18 protein-coding genes and 1 pseudogene are annotated in these 15,146 nt (G+C 63.0%); 9 read left to right on the forward strand and 10 right to left on the reverse strand.

Annotated elements, in window-relative coordinates:
• The first annotated feature begins 20 nt into the window (after positions 1-20).
• Genes QU606_RS04475 through QU606_RS04510 form a run of 8 tightly spaced genes read left to right on the forward strand, consistent with a single transcriptional unit; the run spans position 21 to position 6,493 of the window.
• Positions 21-1,268: an NAD(P)/FAD-dependent oxidoreductase gene (locus QU606_RS04475; RefSeq protein WP_024072993.1), complete on the forward strand. Its 1,248-nt coding sequence runs from the start codon at positions 21-23 to the stop codon at positions 1,266-1,268.
• Positions 1,265-1,999 (forward strand): class I SAM-dependent methyltransferase, encoded by a 735-nt coding sequence (locus tag QU606_RS04480; protein ID WP_150054006.1) that lies wholly within the window; start codon positions 1,265-1,267, stop codon positions 1,997-1,999. Before QU606_RS04475 ends, QU606_RS04480 begins: the two co-directional genes overlap by 4 nt.
• Positions 1,996-2,478: a hypothetical protein gene (locus QU606_RS04485; protein WP_024072991.1), complete on the forward strand. Its 483-nt coding sequence runs from the start codon at positions 1,996-1,998 to the stop codon at positions 2,476-2,478. The genes QU606_RS04480 and QU606_RS04485 overlap by 4 nt, the downstream gene beginning before the upstream one ends.
• On the forward strand, positions 2,475-3,641 hold the full coding sequence (locus tag QU606_RS04490; RefSeq protein ID WP_069075106.1) for a beta-ketoacyl-[acyl-carrier-protein] synthase family protein: 1,167 nt from the start codon (positions 2,475-2,477) through the stop codon (positions 3,639-3,641). The genes QU606_RS04485 and QU606_RS04490 overlap by 4 nt, the downstream gene beginning before the upstream one ends.
• Positions 3,638-4,099: a hotdog family protein gene (locus tag QU606_RS04495; protein ID WP_024072989.1), complete on the forward strand. Its 462-nt coding sequence runs from the start codon at positions 3,638-3,640 to the stop codon at positions 4,097-4,099. The genes QU606_RS04490 and QU606_RS04495 overlap by 4 nt, the downstream gene beginning before the upstream one ends.
• The gene (gene fabG / locus QU606_RS04500; RefSeq protein ID WP_069075105.1) at positions 4,096-4,824 is read left to right on the forward strand and encodes a 3-oxoacyl-ACP reductase FabG; all 729 of its coding nucleotides are present in this window, start codon (positions 4,096-4,098) and stop codon (positions 4,822-4,824) included. Before QU606_RS04495 ends, fabG begins: the two co-directional genes overlap by 4 nt.
• Complete coding sequence (locus tag QU606_RS04505; RefSeq protein ID WP_024072987.1) at positions 4,824-6,050, forward strand: beta-ketoacyl-ACP synthase; 1,227 nt, start codon at positions 4,824-4,826, stop codon at positions 6,048-6,050. The genes fabG and QU606_RS04505 overlap by 1 nt, the downstream gene beginning before the upstream one ends.
• A 26-nt stretch (positions 6,051-6,076) precedes the next feature.
• Positions 6,077-6,493 carry a hypothetical protein gene (locus QU606_RS04510; RefSeq protein WP_024072986.1) on the forward strand — a complete coding sequence of 139 codons (417 nt, stop codon included), beginning with the start codon at positions 6,077-6,079 and terminating at the stop codon, positions 6,491-6,493.
• 229 nt (positions 6,494-6,722) lie between these two features.
• Here QU606_RS04510 and QU606_RS04515 read toward each other — a convergent pair whose 3' ends face one another.
• Positions 6,723-7,616 (reverse strand): LysR family transcriptional regulator, encoded by an 894-nt coding sequence (locus tag QU606_RS04515; protein WP_304998148.1) that lies wholly within the window; start codon positions 7,614-7,616, stop codon positions 6,723-6,725.
• Between the two features lie 124 nt (positions 7,617-7,740).
• On the opposite strand from QU606_RS04515, the gene QU606_RS04520 reads away from it, so the two are divergent.
• Positions 7,741-9,009, forward strand: coding sequence for an MFS transporter (locus QU606_RS04520; protein ID WP_041161085.1), 1,269 nt, complete (start codon positions 7,741-7,743; stop codon positions 9,007-9,009).
• 32 nt (positions 9,010-9,041) lie between these two features.
• On the opposite strand, the pseudogene QU606_RS04525 reads toward QU606_RS04520, so the two are convergent.
• The 9 genes and pseudogenes from QU606_RS04525 to gspF form a co-directional block, all read right to left on the reverse strand.
• Positions 9,042-9,530 (reverse strand): annotated as a pseudogene (locus QU606_RS04525) (cytochrome b/b6 domain-containing protein); the annotation flags it as partial.
• A gap of 192 nt (positions 9,531-9,722) precedes the next feature.
• On the reverse strand, positions 9,723-10,154 hold the full coding sequence (gene gspM / locus QU606_RS04530; protein ID WP_024072982.1) for a type II secretion system protein GspM: 432 nt from the start codon (positions 10,152-10,154) through the stop codon (positions 9,723-9,725).
• On the reverse strand, positions 10,151-11,251 hold the full coding sequence (gspL, locus tag QU606_RS04535) for a type II secretion system protein GspL (protein ID WP_041160824.1): 1,101 nt from the start codon (positions 11,249-11,251) through the stop codon (positions 10,151-10,153). Before gspL ends, gspM begins: the two co-directional genes overlap by 4 nt.
• A gap of 2 nt (positions 11,252-11,253) precedes the next feature.
• Complete coding sequence (locus tag QU606_RS04540; protein ID WP_024072980.1) at positions 11,254-12,108, reverse strand: general secretion pathway protein GspK; 855 nt, start codon at positions 12,106-12,108, stop codon at positions 11,254-11,256.
• Positions 12,105-12,653 (reverse strand): type II secretion system protein GspJ, encoded by a 549-nt coding sequence (locus QU606_RS04545; RefSeq protein WP_024072979.1) that lies wholly within the window; start codon positions 12,651-12,653, stop codon positions 12,105-12,107. The genes QU606_RS04540 and QU606_RS04545 overlap by 4 nt, the downstream gene beginning before the upstream one ends.
• Positions 12,646-13,041 (reverse strand): type II secretion system minor pseudopilin GspI, encoded by a 396-nt coding sequence (gene gspI / locus QU606_RS04550; protein ID WP_277379065.1) that lies wholly within the window; start codon positions 13,039-13,041, stop codon positions 12,646-12,648. The genes QU606_RS04545 and gspI overlap by 8 nt, the downstream gene beginning before the upstream one ends.
• A complete protein-coding gene (gspH, locus tag QU606_RS04555; RefSeq protein WP_024072977.1) occupies positions 13,031-13,492 on the reverse strand; it encodes a type II secretion system minor pseudopilin GspH in 462 nt (153 codons plus the stop codon). The genes gspI and gspH overlap by 11 nt, the downstream gene beginning before the upstream one ends.
• 4 nt (positions 13,493-13,496) lie before the next feature.
• On the reverse strand, positions 13,497-13,940 hold the full coding sequence (gene gspG / locus QU606_RS04560) for a type II secretion system major pseudopilin GspG (protein WP_024072976.1): 444 nt from the start codon (positions 13,938-13,940) through the stop codon (positions 13,497-13,499).
• Positions 13,941-15,146 carry a type II secretion system inner membrane protein GspF gene (gene gspF / locus QU606_RS04565; RefSeq protein ID WP_193690102.1) on the reverse strand — a complete coding sequence of 402 codons (1,206 nt, stop codon included), beginning with the start codon at positions 15,144-15,146 and terminating at the stop codon, positions 13,941-13,943. It lies immediately after the preceding gene.

Here is a 15,146-nt window from a genome sequence, read left to right on the forward strand (position 1 = left end):
CAATGTGGCAAGGAGCCCTCGTGCCCATAGTTGAAATGGAACGTCGCCAGGTGGTGGTGATCGGTGCCGGCCCATCCGGTGCCATCGCCGCGACGCTGCTAAAGCGCCAGGGGCATGATGTCTTGATTATCGAGCGCCAGCATTTCCCGCGCTTCTCGATTGGTGAAAGCCTGTTGTCCCACTGCATCGACTTTATCGAAGAAGCGGGCATGCTCGACGCTGTGCAGGCGGCGGGTTTCCAGGTGAAAACCGGTGCCGCGTTTGCCTGGGGCGAGCGCTACAGCGCGTTCGATTTTGGCGATACCTTCAGCCAGGGCAAGCCGACCACCTTCCAGGTGCAGCGCGGCGAGTTCGATAAGCTGCTGGCAGACCAGGCGGCGTTGCAAGGGGTGGACATCCGCTACGGCCAAACCATCGTCGGCGTGGATTTTTCCGGCGAGTGTCGCTACCTGCATGTGCGCCGCGAGAATGGCAGCGAGTACCACGTCAAAGCCAAGTTCGTGCTCGATGCCAGCGGCTACGGCCGCGTGCTGCCGCGCCTGCTGGACCTGGAAGCGCCGTCGAACTTCCCACTGCGCCAGGCGGTGTTCACCCATGTCGAAGACCGCATCGAACACCCAGGCTTTGACCGCACCAAGATCCTCGTGACCACCCACCCGACCCAGCGCGATATCTGGTTCTGGACCATCCCGTTCAGCAACGGCCGCTGCTCGGTGGGCGTGGTCGCGGCCAAGGCGCATTTCGACGGCCGCGACAGTGACCTCGATGCCTGCCTGCGCGGTTTTATCGACGAGACGCCAAGCCTGTCCGGCGTGCTGCAAAATGCGGTATGGGATACACCTGCACGGACCATCGGCGGTTATTCGGCCAACGTCAAAACCCTGCATGGCCCGGGCTTTGCGCTGCTGGGCAACGCTGCGGAATTCCTCGACCCGGTGTTCTCGTCCGGCGTGACCATCGCCATGCGTTCGGCGAGCATGGCGGCCGGTGTGCTGCACCGCCAGCTCAAGGGGGAGACGGTGGATTGGCAAACTGAGTTTGCCGAGCCGCTCAAGCGCGGTGTCGACACCTTCCGTTGCTACGTCGAAGGTTGGTACGCCGGGACCTTCCAGGATGTGATTTTCCATGCAGGCAGCTCGCCAGAGATTCGTCGGATGATCAGCTCGATCCTCGCCGGTTATGCCTGGGATGAGCGCAACCCATTCGTCAGCGAACCCAAGCGGCGGCTGCGGATGTTGTCGGAGATTTGTGCGGGGGATGCCGCGTGAGCAGTCAGTACTTAAGTAAGCACTACGTCGAAGAAACCAGGTTCGGCTTCTGGTTCCTGCGCAGCCACACCTGGCAGCATCATGTGTTGCGCGTGGCCATCAACGACCTGCGCAGCCTGTTCAGCGAGCCGTTGCCCGTCGCGCCGGTATTGCTCGACGCCGGTTGCGGCCAGGGGAAATCCTTCAAGCTGTTGCAGCAGGTGTTCGCGCCCTCGCGCCTGATCGGCCTGGACGCCGACCCCCATAGCCTGGAACGGAGCCGTGAAGAAGCCACGCGCCAGGGCCTGGCCGTCGAGTTGATCGGCAGCGACTGCGCCACCCTCGATGTGGCGGATGCCAGCGTCGACATCCTGTTCTGCCACCAGACCTTCCACCATCTGGTCGAGCAGCATCGCGCGCTGAACGAGTTCTACCGGGTCCTCAAGCCCGGTGGCTACCTGCTGTTTGCCGAGTCCACCGAAGCCTATATCGACACCTGGGTCATTCGCTGGCTGTTCCGCCACCCGATGCACGTGCAAAAAAGCGCCGAGCAGTACCTGGACATGCTCCGCGAGCAGGGCTTTGAATTCGACGCACGGAATGTCTCTTACCCGTACTTGTGGTGGAGCCGTGCCCGCGATTTCGGCCTGCTCGAGCGCTGGGGCCTGCGCAAGGCGCCCCCGGTGGGCCAGCGGGAAGAAACCCTGGTCAACTGCGTGGCGCGCAAACCCTTGGCGAGCGTCGCGGCATGATCCGCCTGTTGTTGATCGGTTGCCTGTTGCTGCTGAGCGCCTGCGCCAGCCAGCCACCGCTGCCGGAGAAAACCCCGACCCTGGCGTTGCCGCTGCAATTGCATGTGCAGCGCATGGAACGTGGCCAGAGCCAGGATTGGCTGTTGGTGATCCAACGCGAGGGCAACGCCATCCGCTGGTCGATGATGGACCCGCTGGGCATCCCCCTGGCCCGGCAGAAACTCATCGATGGCCAGTGGCAGGCCGACGGCTTGCTGCCGCCCAACCCCCAGGCGCGCGAGCTGTTTGCCGCGTTGCTGTTTGCCCTGGCTTCGGCGGATGACGTGCGCAGCCTTTACCCCAACGCCCAGGCGATGGACCTGACACGCACGCTTCCGGGCCATTGGCAAATCGTCTATCAGTCTTCAGAAGTGTTCAGTGTGAACATCAGCGGGCAGCCGTTGAGTTATCGCATCACACCGCTTGGGGCCGCCCGATGACCGCCTACCTCAATGCCCTCGGCGTGATCTGCGCCCTGGGGCGCGGCCAGGACGCAGTCAGCCGCAGCCTGTTTGCCGGCGACTGCGCAGGGATGCGCGCCGAAAGCGGCTGGGTGCCGGAACGAGTGTTGCCGGTGGGCAGCGTACCCGGCGAATTGGCGAGCATCCCTGCGCAACTGGGCCGGCAGAACAGCCGCAATAACCAACTGTTGCTGGAAGCCGCGTTGCAGATCGAAGCGGATATCCGCCAGGCGATCCTGACCTACGGCGCCTCACGGGTCGGCATCGTGCTGGGCACCAGCACCTCGGGCATTGACGAGGCCAGCCGCAGCATCGCCCATTACCTGCGCGACAAGCACTTCCCCAGGGACTACGACTACCAGCAACAGGAACTCAGCGCCCCGGCGAACTTCCTCGCCGACTGGCTGCAACTGAGCGGCCCGGCCTACGTGATCTCCACCGCCTGCACCTCCAGCGCACGCGCGCTGATGAGTGCCCGGCGCCTGTTGGATCTGGGCGTGTGCGACGCGGTGATCTGCGGCGGCGTCGACAGCCTGTGCAAGTTGACGCTTAACGGCTTTACGGCGCTGGAGGCGGTATCCAACGAACGTTGCAACCCCTTTTCAGTGAACCGCAACGGCATCAATATCGGCGAAGCGGCGGTGCTGTTCCTGATGAGTCGCGAGACCGCCCCGATCGCCCTGTTGGGCAGCGGCGCCAGTTGCGATGCGCACCATATTTCTGCGCCGGAGCCGACGGGCAAAGGCGCGTTGCAGGCGATGCGCAAGGCGCTGGCCAGTGCCGGGTTGCAGCCCGAGCAGATCGGTTACCTGAACCTGCACGGCACCGCCACCCAACACAACGACGCCATGGAAAGCCTGGCCGTCGCCAGCCTGTTCCCTGCCGGGGTGGCCTGCTCCTCGACCAAACCCATGAGCGGCCACACCCTGGGCGCCGCCGGCGCACTGGAAGCGGCGTTCTGCTGGCTGAGCCTGGCCCATGGCCGGGTGCCGCCGCACGTGTGGGACGGCCAGGCCGACCCGACGCTGCCGGCCTTGCACTGGGCGCAGGCCGGTGACGCCTTGGAAAAACGCTGCCTGATGAGCAACTCGTTTGCTTTCGGCGGTAATAACGTCAGCCTGATTATCGCAGAGGCCCCATGATCGATTGGCCACTCGCCGAACTGCTGCCCCACGCGGGCGACATGATCCTGATCGACCAGGTGCTGTCGTTCGATGAAGAGCAGATACACACCCGCGCCACCGTCAAGCCCGGCGGCCTGTTCAATCGCCCCGACGGCAGCCTGCCGGCCTGGGTCGGCATCGAATTGATGGCGCAGAGCGTCGCCGCCTATGCCGGCTGTCGTGCCCGCCAAAAAGGCCAGGCCGTGGAACTGGGTTTCCTGTTGGGCACACGCAAGTTCGAGTGCAACGTGGCGCATTTCCCGGCAGGCGCCGAGTTACGCATCCACGGCCTGCGCTCCCTGGAAGACGACAACGGCATGGGTGTGTTCGAATGCCACCTCACCGGTGACGGTATCCAGGCCACCGCGCGCCTGAACGTATTTCGACCGCCCCAGGCGGCCAACTATTTAGAAGAATCGAAGGACGAAACGCCATGACTGAATCCGTACTGGTCACCGGCTCCAGCCGTGGTATCGGCCGCGCCATTGCCCTGCGCCTGGCCCAGGCCGGCCATGACATCGTGCTGCATTGCCGCAGTGGTCGCGCTGAAGCCGACGCGGTGCAGGTCGAGATCGAAGCCCTGGGCCGCAAGGCGCGGGTGCTGCAATTCGACGTGGCGGACCGCGCGGCGTGCAAGGCCATCCTTGAGGCAGATGTGGAGCAACAGGGTGCCTACTACGGCGTGGTGCTCAACGCCGGCCTGACCCGTGACGGTGCGTTCCCGGCCTTGTCCGAAGAGGACTGGGACGTGGTGATGCGTACCAACCTCGATGGTTTCTACAACGTACTGCACCCGGTGATGATGCCGATGATTCGGCGGCGCGCGGCCGGGCGTATCGTGTGCATCACGTCGGTATCGGGCCTGATCGGCAATCGCGGGCAGGTCAACTACAGTGCCTCGAAAGCCGGCCTGATCGGCGCGGCCAAGGCATTGGCCATCGAATTGGGCAAGCGCAAGATCACCGTCAACTGCGTCGCCCCCGGCTTGATCGAAACTGCCATGCTCGATGAGAACGTACCGGTCGAAGAATTGATGAAAATGATCCCGGCGCAGCGCATGGGGACCCCGGAAGAGGTGGCCAGCGCGGTGAATTTCCTGATGTCGGCCGAAGCCGGCTATATCACGCGCCAGGTCCTGGCCGTGAATGGGGGCCTGTGCTGATGAAGCGCGTCGTAGTCACCGGCATGGCCGGCATGACCTCCCTGGGCAGCGATTGGGAGACCATCGCCGCCAACTTTCGCGCCAACCGCAGCGGTATCCGTCGCATGGACGAGTGGAACCGCTTCACCGAACTGAACACGCGCCTGGCCGGGCCGATCGATGATTTCGTCGTGCCTGCCCATTGGACCCGTAAGCAGTTGCGCAGCATGGGCCGCGTGTCGCGCCTGGCCGTGTGGGCGGCGGAGCAGGCCTTGAAGGATGCGGGCCTGCTCGGCGATGAGTCGATCAAGGACGGGCGCATGGGTGTGGCCTGTGGTTCGTCCACCGGCAGCACCGACGAGATCAAGGCGTTCGGCAATATGCTGCTCAACTCGGTGGCCGAAGGGCTCAACGCCAACTCCTACGTGCGAATGATGCCCCACACCACGGCGGCGAATATCAGCATCTTCTTTGGCCTCACCGGGCGCTTGATCCCCACGTCCAGCGCCTGCACCAGCGGCAGCCAGGGCATTGGGTATGCCTACGAGGCGATCAAATTCGGGCGCCTGCCGTTGATGCTGGCCGGCGGCGCTGAAGAACTGTGCCCCACCGAAGCCATGGTGTTCGATGCGCTGTACGCCACGAGCCTGAAGAACGACGCACCGCAGACCAGCCCGCGCCCGTATGACAGCGCCCGCGACGGCCTGGTGATCGGCGAAGGCGGCGGCATGCTGGTGCTCGAAGAGCTGGAACACGCCCTGGCGCGGGGTGCACATATCCACGCCGAGATTGTCGGCTTTGGCAGCAACGCCGACGGCCAGCACACCACTCGCCCGGAACAGAAAACCATGCGCCGCGCCATGGAGCTGGCCCTGGAAGACGCCGGGCTTGAGCCAGCGGCCATCGGTTACGTGAATGGCCACGGCACCGCCACCGACCAGGGCGACATCGCCGAGACCCTGGCCACCAGCAGCCTGTTTGGCAGCCGCATGCCCATCAGCTCGCAGAAAAGCTTCCTCGGCCACACCCTGGGCGCCTGTGGCGCGCTGGAGTCGTGGTTCAGCATCGAGATGATGAATCGCGACCAGTACGTGCACACCTTCAACCTCGACCATGTCGACCCACAGTGCGGCGAGCTGGACTACCTGCAAGGTGGATTCCGCGAGATGCACCACGACTACGTGATGAACAACAACTTTGCCTTTGGCGGCGTCAACACCTCGTTGATCTTCCGCCGCTGGTCCTGACTTTTTAATCGACTGGAGAAAACGGAATGTCTTCTTTGCTACGCGCGACCCTGATCACCCTGGCCCTGCTGACCACGGCCGCTTGCACCAGCAAACCGGTGCTCAACACCCAGCACGACCTGCCGGCGAATGCCCAGGTCAGCGAAGAAAAAATCAAGCAGGTGATCGTTGCCGCCCTGCAAAAACGCGAATGGAGCGTACAACGCTTGAGCCCGCAACTGGTACAGGCGGAGATCACCGTGCGTAACCAGTTCTATGCCGCCATCGACATCCGCTACACCCGCAACAGCTACGCCATCACCTACCGCGACAGCCGCGACCTGGGCTACAAGGACGGCAAGATCCACCGCAACTACAACCGTTGGGTGAGCATGCTGGACCGCGATATCCTGGCGGGGTTGCGGGTGTATGGCGTAAATGAAGCGAATACGACCGGACAGTAGTTAAGAGATAGAACGGGCAACAGTAACCTGTGGCGAGCGGGCTTGTTGTGGCGAGCGGGCTTGCCCCGCGTTGGGGCGCGAAGCGGCCCCATTACAGGCGATGTGTTTTTAACTGACACACCGCAGTGCCTGGTTTTGGGGCTGCTGCGCAGCCCAACGCGGGGCAAGCCCGCTCGCCACAACAAGCCCGCTCGCCACAGTTACAGTGTTCCTCCTGAACTGACTGGCATCAGGGCAAGCCGCTCGCCACCAACAACGCCACAAACGCCTTCGCCATCGGTGTTTGCGCGCCCTTGCGCTGCACCAGCCACACCGCTGTCACCGCTTCCTGATCGAGCAAGGTGCGATAGACCACGCCATCGATACGTATGCGCTGGTACGACGCCGGTAGCACCGACACCCCCAGCCCCGCCGCCACCAAGCCGATGATGGTCATCGCCTCCCCCGCCTCCTGGGCGAAGTGCGGGCTGAAACCGGCGTCGCGGGCCAGGTTGAGCAGTTGCGCATACAGACCGCTGCCGTAGGTGCGCGGGAAAAACACAAACGGTTCCTGCGCCAGTTGCGCCAGGTGCAGGCCGCGCTCGCTGTCGTCCACCAACGGGTGTCCGGCGTTGAGTACCGCGACCAGGGGCTCACGCATCAGCTCGATGACACTCAGCGAATCGGGCAAAGGCAGCGGGCGCATCAAACCCACCTGGATCGACTCGTCCACCAGCGACTCCGCCACCTCGGTGCTGCTCATTTCCTGCAGATTCAAGTGCACGGCCGGGAACGCCTGGCGAAAGGCAAAGATGGCCTGGGGGATGCTGGAGTTGAAGGGGGCCGACGAGGTAAAGCCGATCTTCAACTCCCCCAGCTCACCCAACTGCGCCCGTCGCGCCACATCCGCCGCCTTGTCGACCTGGGCCAGCACCAACCGCGCCTCGTGCAGGAACAGGCGCCCCGCCTCACTCAGTTCGACCCGACGATTGGTCCGCTCAAACAACCGCGCCCCCACCTCCTGCTCCAGCGCCTGGATCTGCTGGCTCAGCGGCGGCTGCGAGATGCCCAGCGCCTGCGCCGCACGGCCAAAATGCAGTTCCTCGGCGACGGCGATGAAGTACCGCAGGTGACGTAATTCCATGCAAGCCTCATTAGGTCGTAAAAGCTATCAAACAGGTCGAACAATATATTGGAAAGAATCATTAGGCAGCTATATGCTTTTTTGCATTGCCGGTCCTGGCACGTTCTTCCTCCCCGAGGTCCCCGTGAAATCTGCTGTCGCTCCACTCCCTCAAGAAGCCCCGCCGACCGCCCTGGATGAGGTGGTAGCCCAGCTCAACGACGCGTACATCGAAAAAGGCACGCCGATGTTCATGCGCACGGTGCTGGCGCTGTTCTCCGGCGGCTTCGCCACCTTTGCCCTGTTGTATTGCGTGCAGCCCATGATGCCGGCGCTGTCCCAGGAATTTTCCATCAACGCGGCCCAGAGCAGCCTGATCCTGTCGGTGTCCACCGCCATGTTGGCCCTGGGCCTGCTGATTACCGGGCCGATCTCCGACACCCTGGGGCGCAAGCCGGTGATGGTCGCGGCGTTGTTCTGCGCAGCCCTGGCCACCATCGCCAGCGGCTTGATGCCGACCTGGCAAGGGATCCTGTTGATGCGCGCGCTGGTGGGGCTGTCCTTGAGCGGCCTGGCCGCCGTGGCCATGACTTACCTGAGTGAAGAGATCCACCCCCAACACATCGGCCTGGCCATGGGCCTGTATATCGGCGGCAACGCGATTGGCGGCATGAGCGGGCGCCTGATCATCGGCGTGCTGATCGACTTCGTCAGCTGGCACACCGCAATGCTGATCATCGGCGGCCTGGCCCTGATCGCCGCGACCGTGTTCTGGAAGATCCTCCCCGAATCGCGCAACTTCCGCGCCAGCAGCCTCAAGCCGCGCAGCCTGGTGAACGGCTTTGTCATGCACTTCAAGGACGCGGGCCTGCCGTGGTTATTCCTTGAAGCCTTCCTGCTGATGGGTGCATTCGTGACGATGTTCAACTACATCGGCTACCGCCTGCTGGCCGACCCGTATGACCTGAGCCAGGCCGTGGTCGGCCTGCTGTCGCTGGTGTACCTGTCGGGCATCTACAGCTCGGCCAAGATCGGCTCCCTGGCCGACCGCCTCGGCCGCCGCCGTGTGCTGTGGGGCACCATCGTACTGATGCTCGCCGGCATGGCCCTGACCCTGTTCACCCCACTCTGGCTGGTGGTGCCCGGCATGCTGATCTTCACCTTCGGCTTCTTCGGCGCCCACTCGGTGGCCAGCAGCTGGATCGGGCGCCGCGCGGTGAAGGCCAAGGGGCAGGCGTCGTCGTTGTACCTGTTCTGCTACTACGTAGGGTCGAGTATCGCCGGTACGGCGGGCGGGTTCTTTTGGCACTTTGCCGGGTGGAACGGCATCGGTGCCTTCATCGTGGCGCTGTTGGTCGGCGCGCTGCTGGTGGCGTTGAAGCTGGCGAAGCTGCCGCCACTGGCCTCGGCTTGAGGGGCCGCCACCTTGAACGACATTCGCGCCAGCACCCGCTTACCCCGGCGCTCGTGCATGACTACGGCGCCGATATGCAGGACCAGCATCAGCAACAACGCCACGCAGGACAGCACATGCGTACGGGTATACAAGGCGATGCGGGCCGGATCGCTCTCAAATGGGCCGAAGGAGACCAGGTTAAATACATTGATCGGACGATCCATCATCAGCACGCCCGTCGCCAACACCAAGGCAAGCACCAGGTACATGGCTTTGTGGACCAGCAACGCCATGTATTCCTGCGGTGTTCGCTTGATGGAAAAGTCCAGGCCGTGGGCAAAGGAACAATAGACCCGCAAGACAAACACCGGGATATAGAGGGTGGTCAACGATACATTGAAGAACGCCACCCACGCCTTGACCGACGCAGGCACGCTGAATACGGCCACAAAAAAGCCTGAGAGTAACGCCCACACAATAATGACAGCCGAAACCCAATGCAGCAGTTTCTGGCTCGTTGAATACGCTGAAGTGTTCATCCTGATATCACCTGACAATGAACGCCATGCACTGGCGAGAGGAAGAGTCGGGTAGGATTTTTACCGAGGCGAGTTACCGAAGGCTGTAGGAGAAATCCCAAGGCGCCCAAACTACCAAGGCAGGACTTAACGAACGCTGAAGCGCAGCAAATCCCCCGCCGCCTGGGCGAAGCTGCCGCCGTTGTCCCATGCTTAAAGCACCAAGCGTGCCTCCAGGTGGCTGCCGCGCTTTTCCAGCGTCAGCGTCTGGAAAGCGCCCGCATCGCGCTCCAGTTCCGCAAGCCATTTGAGCAAAGCGTGTGCATCGCCGCTGAGGGTCAGGCGCAACTGCTCGTTTTGCACCTCGATCTGCTGCACCTTCAGCCCCGCCGCCTCGGCACTGTCGTTGATGGTCGAGGCTAGCGGTTGCCCTGCCACCGGCAAGGCGCGTTGGGGTTGAGTGCTGTTGACCTGCTGCGCCAACGCCAGTTGCTGCTGGTAATGGCGCTCGACGCTGGTCACACGTTGTCGGCTGGGCTGCCACAGCATTTGGAAGGCCAGCACACCGATCACGAATACCGTCAGTCCTTTCAACAAAAACCGATCACGTGGCGACAGCGCTTTCCAGGTCTGGAGCCCCTTCATGATGGGTCCTCCAGCATCAGCACGGCATGCACTCGATGACCTTCCTTGCTGGCGTGACCGATACGCACTGGCATACCGCTGCGCTGCCCCTGCTCCCGCAACCGTTCCAATGCGGTGAAACCGTTGGCGGCCAATTGGATCGTCCACCCTTCACCACGGCGAAACTCCATACGCTGTACCTCCACATCGGCACCACCGATCACCTGCTCGCTGAGGCTGACCAATCGTGTCAGCGGCGTCGCGAGCTGGTTTGCATTTTGCCCCTGTAGCGCCTTGAGCTGCGCGGCCAGATCGACAATACGAGTCTGCTCGGGATACATCGCCTGGAAGCGCTCCACACTCTGCGCATACAGCCGATGGGCTTGCCCTTCGACGTACTGGCTACGTAGCTGCATAAACCCCACCTCAAGCAGGAATAACACCGCGGTGGCCAGGACCAGCGTTGACCAGGGCCAGCGTTGCCGGACACGGCCCAATTCCCCATGCAGCAGGTTGATCGGTTGACCTTGAGCCCCCCATAACGCCTGTTCGACCTGTGCCCTGCTCGCCTCTTCATCCAGCCACTGCAACGGCTCGCTCAACACCCCTTCAAGCGTCTTGAGGGCCACTGCGGACATGGCCAGGGGCGCGGGACAGCGGACAACCCGGCGACCGTACCAGTGGACTGCAACGGCGCAGTCGCCAGGCAGCATATCGGCATCGACATGCACGGCACGCACCTCAATGGCCAGCGTCGCCAGCAGGTGCAACAACGCCTTGAAACGCGCCTTGTGCGTTACCAGCACGGGGTAGCAGCCCGCCCCGTCACGAGGTCCGACACACACATGCAAGGCTTCAAGGTCCTCGCCCACCTGTTCTTCAATGGCGAAGGCGATGGCCTGGGCGCTGGGTCGTCGCTTTGAAGGCCACACGTCGGTGCGCAAACCGCTGCACATCTCCATTGGCAGCAGCAGGTGCACCGGCTGCCCTGCCAGGTAAACCGCCGCTTCATCCAGGGTCATCTGCCGATTGTCCCCTGCTGCGCGCCAGACACAACACGGCCATTGCTTCGAGGGTGAGGTCAAGCCTTCGGCACTCAAATGAAGCCAGGTTTTCATCATCAGATCTCGTTCAGATTCGCAGGGAGGAAGCGTCGCTGCACCACACGCCAACGCCCGGATTTAAGCTCGCGCTCGACGTCGCTGGCCATACGCAGTCGGCTGCTGCCGAAGCTCACGTCGATGTTGATGCGAAACCAGCGGCTGCTGACGCCCAGCCCATGGCTGGTCACCCCCTGCCCGGCGATCAACGGATCATGGGTAAATGCCGCCACTCGCGCATAACCGCCGACGGGTCGCTGGCGGACCAGGGCTGCAGCGGTCGACAGCGAGACCCCATCGAGTATTGCCAGCATCTGTGGCGCAGCCGTGTTGATATTCAAGCCGGCATCCCTGGGCAACAGCGCGACCCAGGGTTCCAGTTGTCGCAAGATCGCGCCGTCCACACCTGGGAGCTCACGCAGTTGACTCAGTTCCTGACGTTGCAAAACCTGGCCGGCGGCCCGCAAGTCCAATGGCTGCAACCCCAGGCTGGCGAGCAGGTTTGACCAACGCTGGCGCGCGACTTCATCGACTTGCCCGGTGCCGAGCAACGCGTTGACGTTGAAGCGTGCAGACAGGTCTTCGATTTCCAGCGCGACCTGCGCGCCTGGCGTCTCAAAAGGCCAGGTGACCCGAGCCCACGCCTGACCCAGGTGCACCACTGACTGTTCGGCGTCATCCGTGCGCGCCAATGCCGCCATCGCCCAGGCTTCGACCGAAAACCCCAACTGACGCAATTGCACCTGATGCACCTGGCGCGCGCTGCTCTGCACCATCAGTTGATGACTGCGCAACATGCCGGCCGTCAGCAACAACGCCAGGCTCATGACCAATAAGACACTGAGCAGCGCGACACCTTGCTGGCGAGTTTTCATGGGTGTCCCTGGGGCAATGGCAAGACGCGTCGCACCTGTTCGAAGCGCCCAGCCGACAGCACCATTTCAAGCGCCTGCGGGGGCGTCGCCGCCGCGCCTTTGCCCACTGGCCAGACGTGGCTCCAACCCACATCGCGGTCAAACAGGCGCCAGTTCAACATGCGCACATCGTCGAGCAATCGTTGCCGCTCGACGGTTGATGACTCCAGGCCGCGGCTTTCGCGCCATAGCATTTGGTTGTCCAGCCGATAAATCACCTGCTGGCGCTCACTGCGCGGCAAGTCTTGCGGATTGCGCCAGTTGCCGCGCTGCAATTGCAACGTGGTGGGCCCCAGGACAATGACGGCCGACGCCAATTGCAGCACGTCACGCTCAATCACCCCGACCGCTCGTTGCAGGCGCCGCAGATCCTGTTCATGGCTGGTCGTTGCCTGCTGCGCGCGCACCACGGTGTCGAACAAGCGCCCACTGGCGAGCCCCAGCAAGGCGAAGATGGCCAGCGCAATAACCAGCTCCAACAACGTGAAGCCAGACTGCTTATTCATGCCCAGCGGGTATCCAACCCCGGGTGCGGTAGACCGGCTGATCGTCGTCGGCCGGGCTGACATCGATATCGACCCTCAGCAGGCGCGGGTCCGTTTCGGGGGTGATGGTTTGGTCCACCTTCCAGTCGCGCCCATCGAAGCGTCGTAACAGTTGCTGGTGCCCCGGCGACGCCGTTTGCAAACGCAGCTCGCTCAATTGGTTGTCCGCTACCCAGGCGCACTGCACCTGCTGTTGCAAGCGAGCATTCTGGCGCAATGAATAGTGCCCGGCGGCAATCACCGCTCCCGCCAGGGCGGCAAAAACCGCCAATGCAATCATCACTTCCAACAGGGTGAAACCACGGGTGTTCGCCGGACGCTGTCGACGTCGACGGTGATTAGCTTTCAACGGACAGCTCTCCAATCCCATCGCTGACAATGTGCGCCAGCACCTGTTCTTCGGCGACGAAGGACAACACAAACGCACTGATTTCATCGCTGCTGAGCATCAGCAATTGCGGGGCCAGGCTATCGAGACTCAGACGCTGCCCCTCCTGTTCAAGGTGCATTTGCACACCTTGTCCCAACCGATGAACCGCGCCCGCCGGCTGCCACCCCGGAGGTTCAAGGCGCCACACCTGGTACTCGGTACGCCGCACGCGCACACCGTATTCACGCCCTTCAATCACCGCCTGCTCGCGCAATTGCTGGATCAGTTGCAACACCTGGCCGGCCTCCTGTCGGGCCTGACGCGCCGGCGTATTACCCGCTGCCAGGCCAGCCACACCGAGCACGATGCCGACTAATGCGATCACCACCATCAGCTCCAGCAGGGTAAAACCGCGGCTACGCCTGGGCACTCGGTCAACCCTCCCAGTTACCTATATCGGCCGCTGAACCTTCGCCACCGGGGGCACCATCGGCCCCGAGGGAATAGAGGTCATAGCCACCGTTAGCGGAGCGCACGCCAGGGTTCAGATACTGGTAAGGCGTCCCCCACGGATCCACCGGCTGGCTTTTCAGGTAGCCCTGGGCGTTCCAGTTCCTGACGGCCGGTGTGCCGGTCGGACGCTTGCTCAGGGCCTCCAGCCCTTGCAGGGTCGAGGGGTAAACAGCGTTGTCGAGACGGTACATTTCCAGGCTGGTAGCGATCGCCTGGATATCGGTCTTGGCGGCGGTGACCTTGGCCTGGTCGGGTCGGCTCATGAACTGCGGCACCACGATGGCCCCCAGCACGCCGATAATGACCACCACCACCATAATCTCGATCAGGGTAAACCCGCGTTGTTGCTTGAGTATTTTCACCATTCAGTTCACCAATTGGTTAAGGCTGAGAATCGGCAACAGAATGGCCATGACGATCAGCAGCACGACCCCGCCCATCACCACCAGCATCGCCGGTTCAAACAAACTCACCACCAGCGCGATGCGGGCAGCGAGATTTTTTTCCTGTTGCTCGGCCGCGCGCGCCAGCATCGCGTCGAGTTCACCGGCACGTTCGCCACTGGCAATCATGTGCAACATCAACGGTGGTATATCGCCCCCGGCCTCGAGGCCACGGGTCAGGGTGCCGCCCTCACGGACCGAGCGGGCCACATCGCTCATGCGCGCACGGATGGTCACGTTGCCAATCACGGCGGCGGCAATTTCCAGCGCATCGACCAGGGGGACGGCACTTTTGCCGAGTATCGCCAGGGTGCTGGCGAACCGCGCGGCTTCCATGGCTCGAAAGACACTGCCCAGCAAAGGCAGGTGCAGCGCCAGACAATGCCAGCGCCAGCGTCCGCGTGGCTGGCGCAGGCTCCAGCGCAGCGCCATTGCGATGCTCGCCAATACCCCCAACAGCACCAGGCCATAGGTACGCAGACCATTGCTCACGACGATCATGGCTTGGGTGAGCCAGGGCAGCGGCTGGCCACTGTCGACAAAAATGTTCACCACATCGGGCACCACATAGCCGAGCAGAAAGCCAACGATGGCGATGCAGGCGAACATCAGCAGTGCCGGGTACACCAGCGCCAGCTGGATCTTCTGCCGGGACGCCTGGCGCGCCTCGGTATAGGTTGCCAATTGCTCCAGCACATGGCCCAGGTGACCCGAGCGTTCGCCCGCGGCAACCGTGGCGCGAAACACATCGGGAAACGCCCGAGGAAACGCACCGAGAGCGGCCGCCAGCGAGTGCCCTTCCATGACCCGCTCACGAATCTGCGCCAGCAAGTTGCTGACCCGCCGCTTCTGGCTTTGCTGGGCAACGGCTTGCAACGCCAGCCCCAATGGCAAACCGGCCTGGACCAGAGTCGACAGTTGTAAGGTCAGCAAAGCCAGATCACCCGCACTCAGCCTTGCCACACCCTCCGGCCCCCTGCCACCGTGTGCGCTCGCAACCTGCACCTGGCTCGGCAACAGCCCCCGTTCGCGCAGCAACTGTCGGGCATGACGTGGGCTGTCAGCCTCCTGCCGGCCCTTGCACGGACGTCCCTCGCGGTCCTGGGCCCGGTAGTCATAAGTGGGCAC

The organism is Pseudomonas sp. OVF7 (genome assembly GCF_030644265.1).
In the GTDB taxonomy this organism is placed as follows: domain Bacteria; phylum Pseudomonadota; class Gammaproteobacteria; order Pseudomonadales; family Pseudomonadaceae; genus Aquipseudomonas; species Aquipseudomonas gorinensis.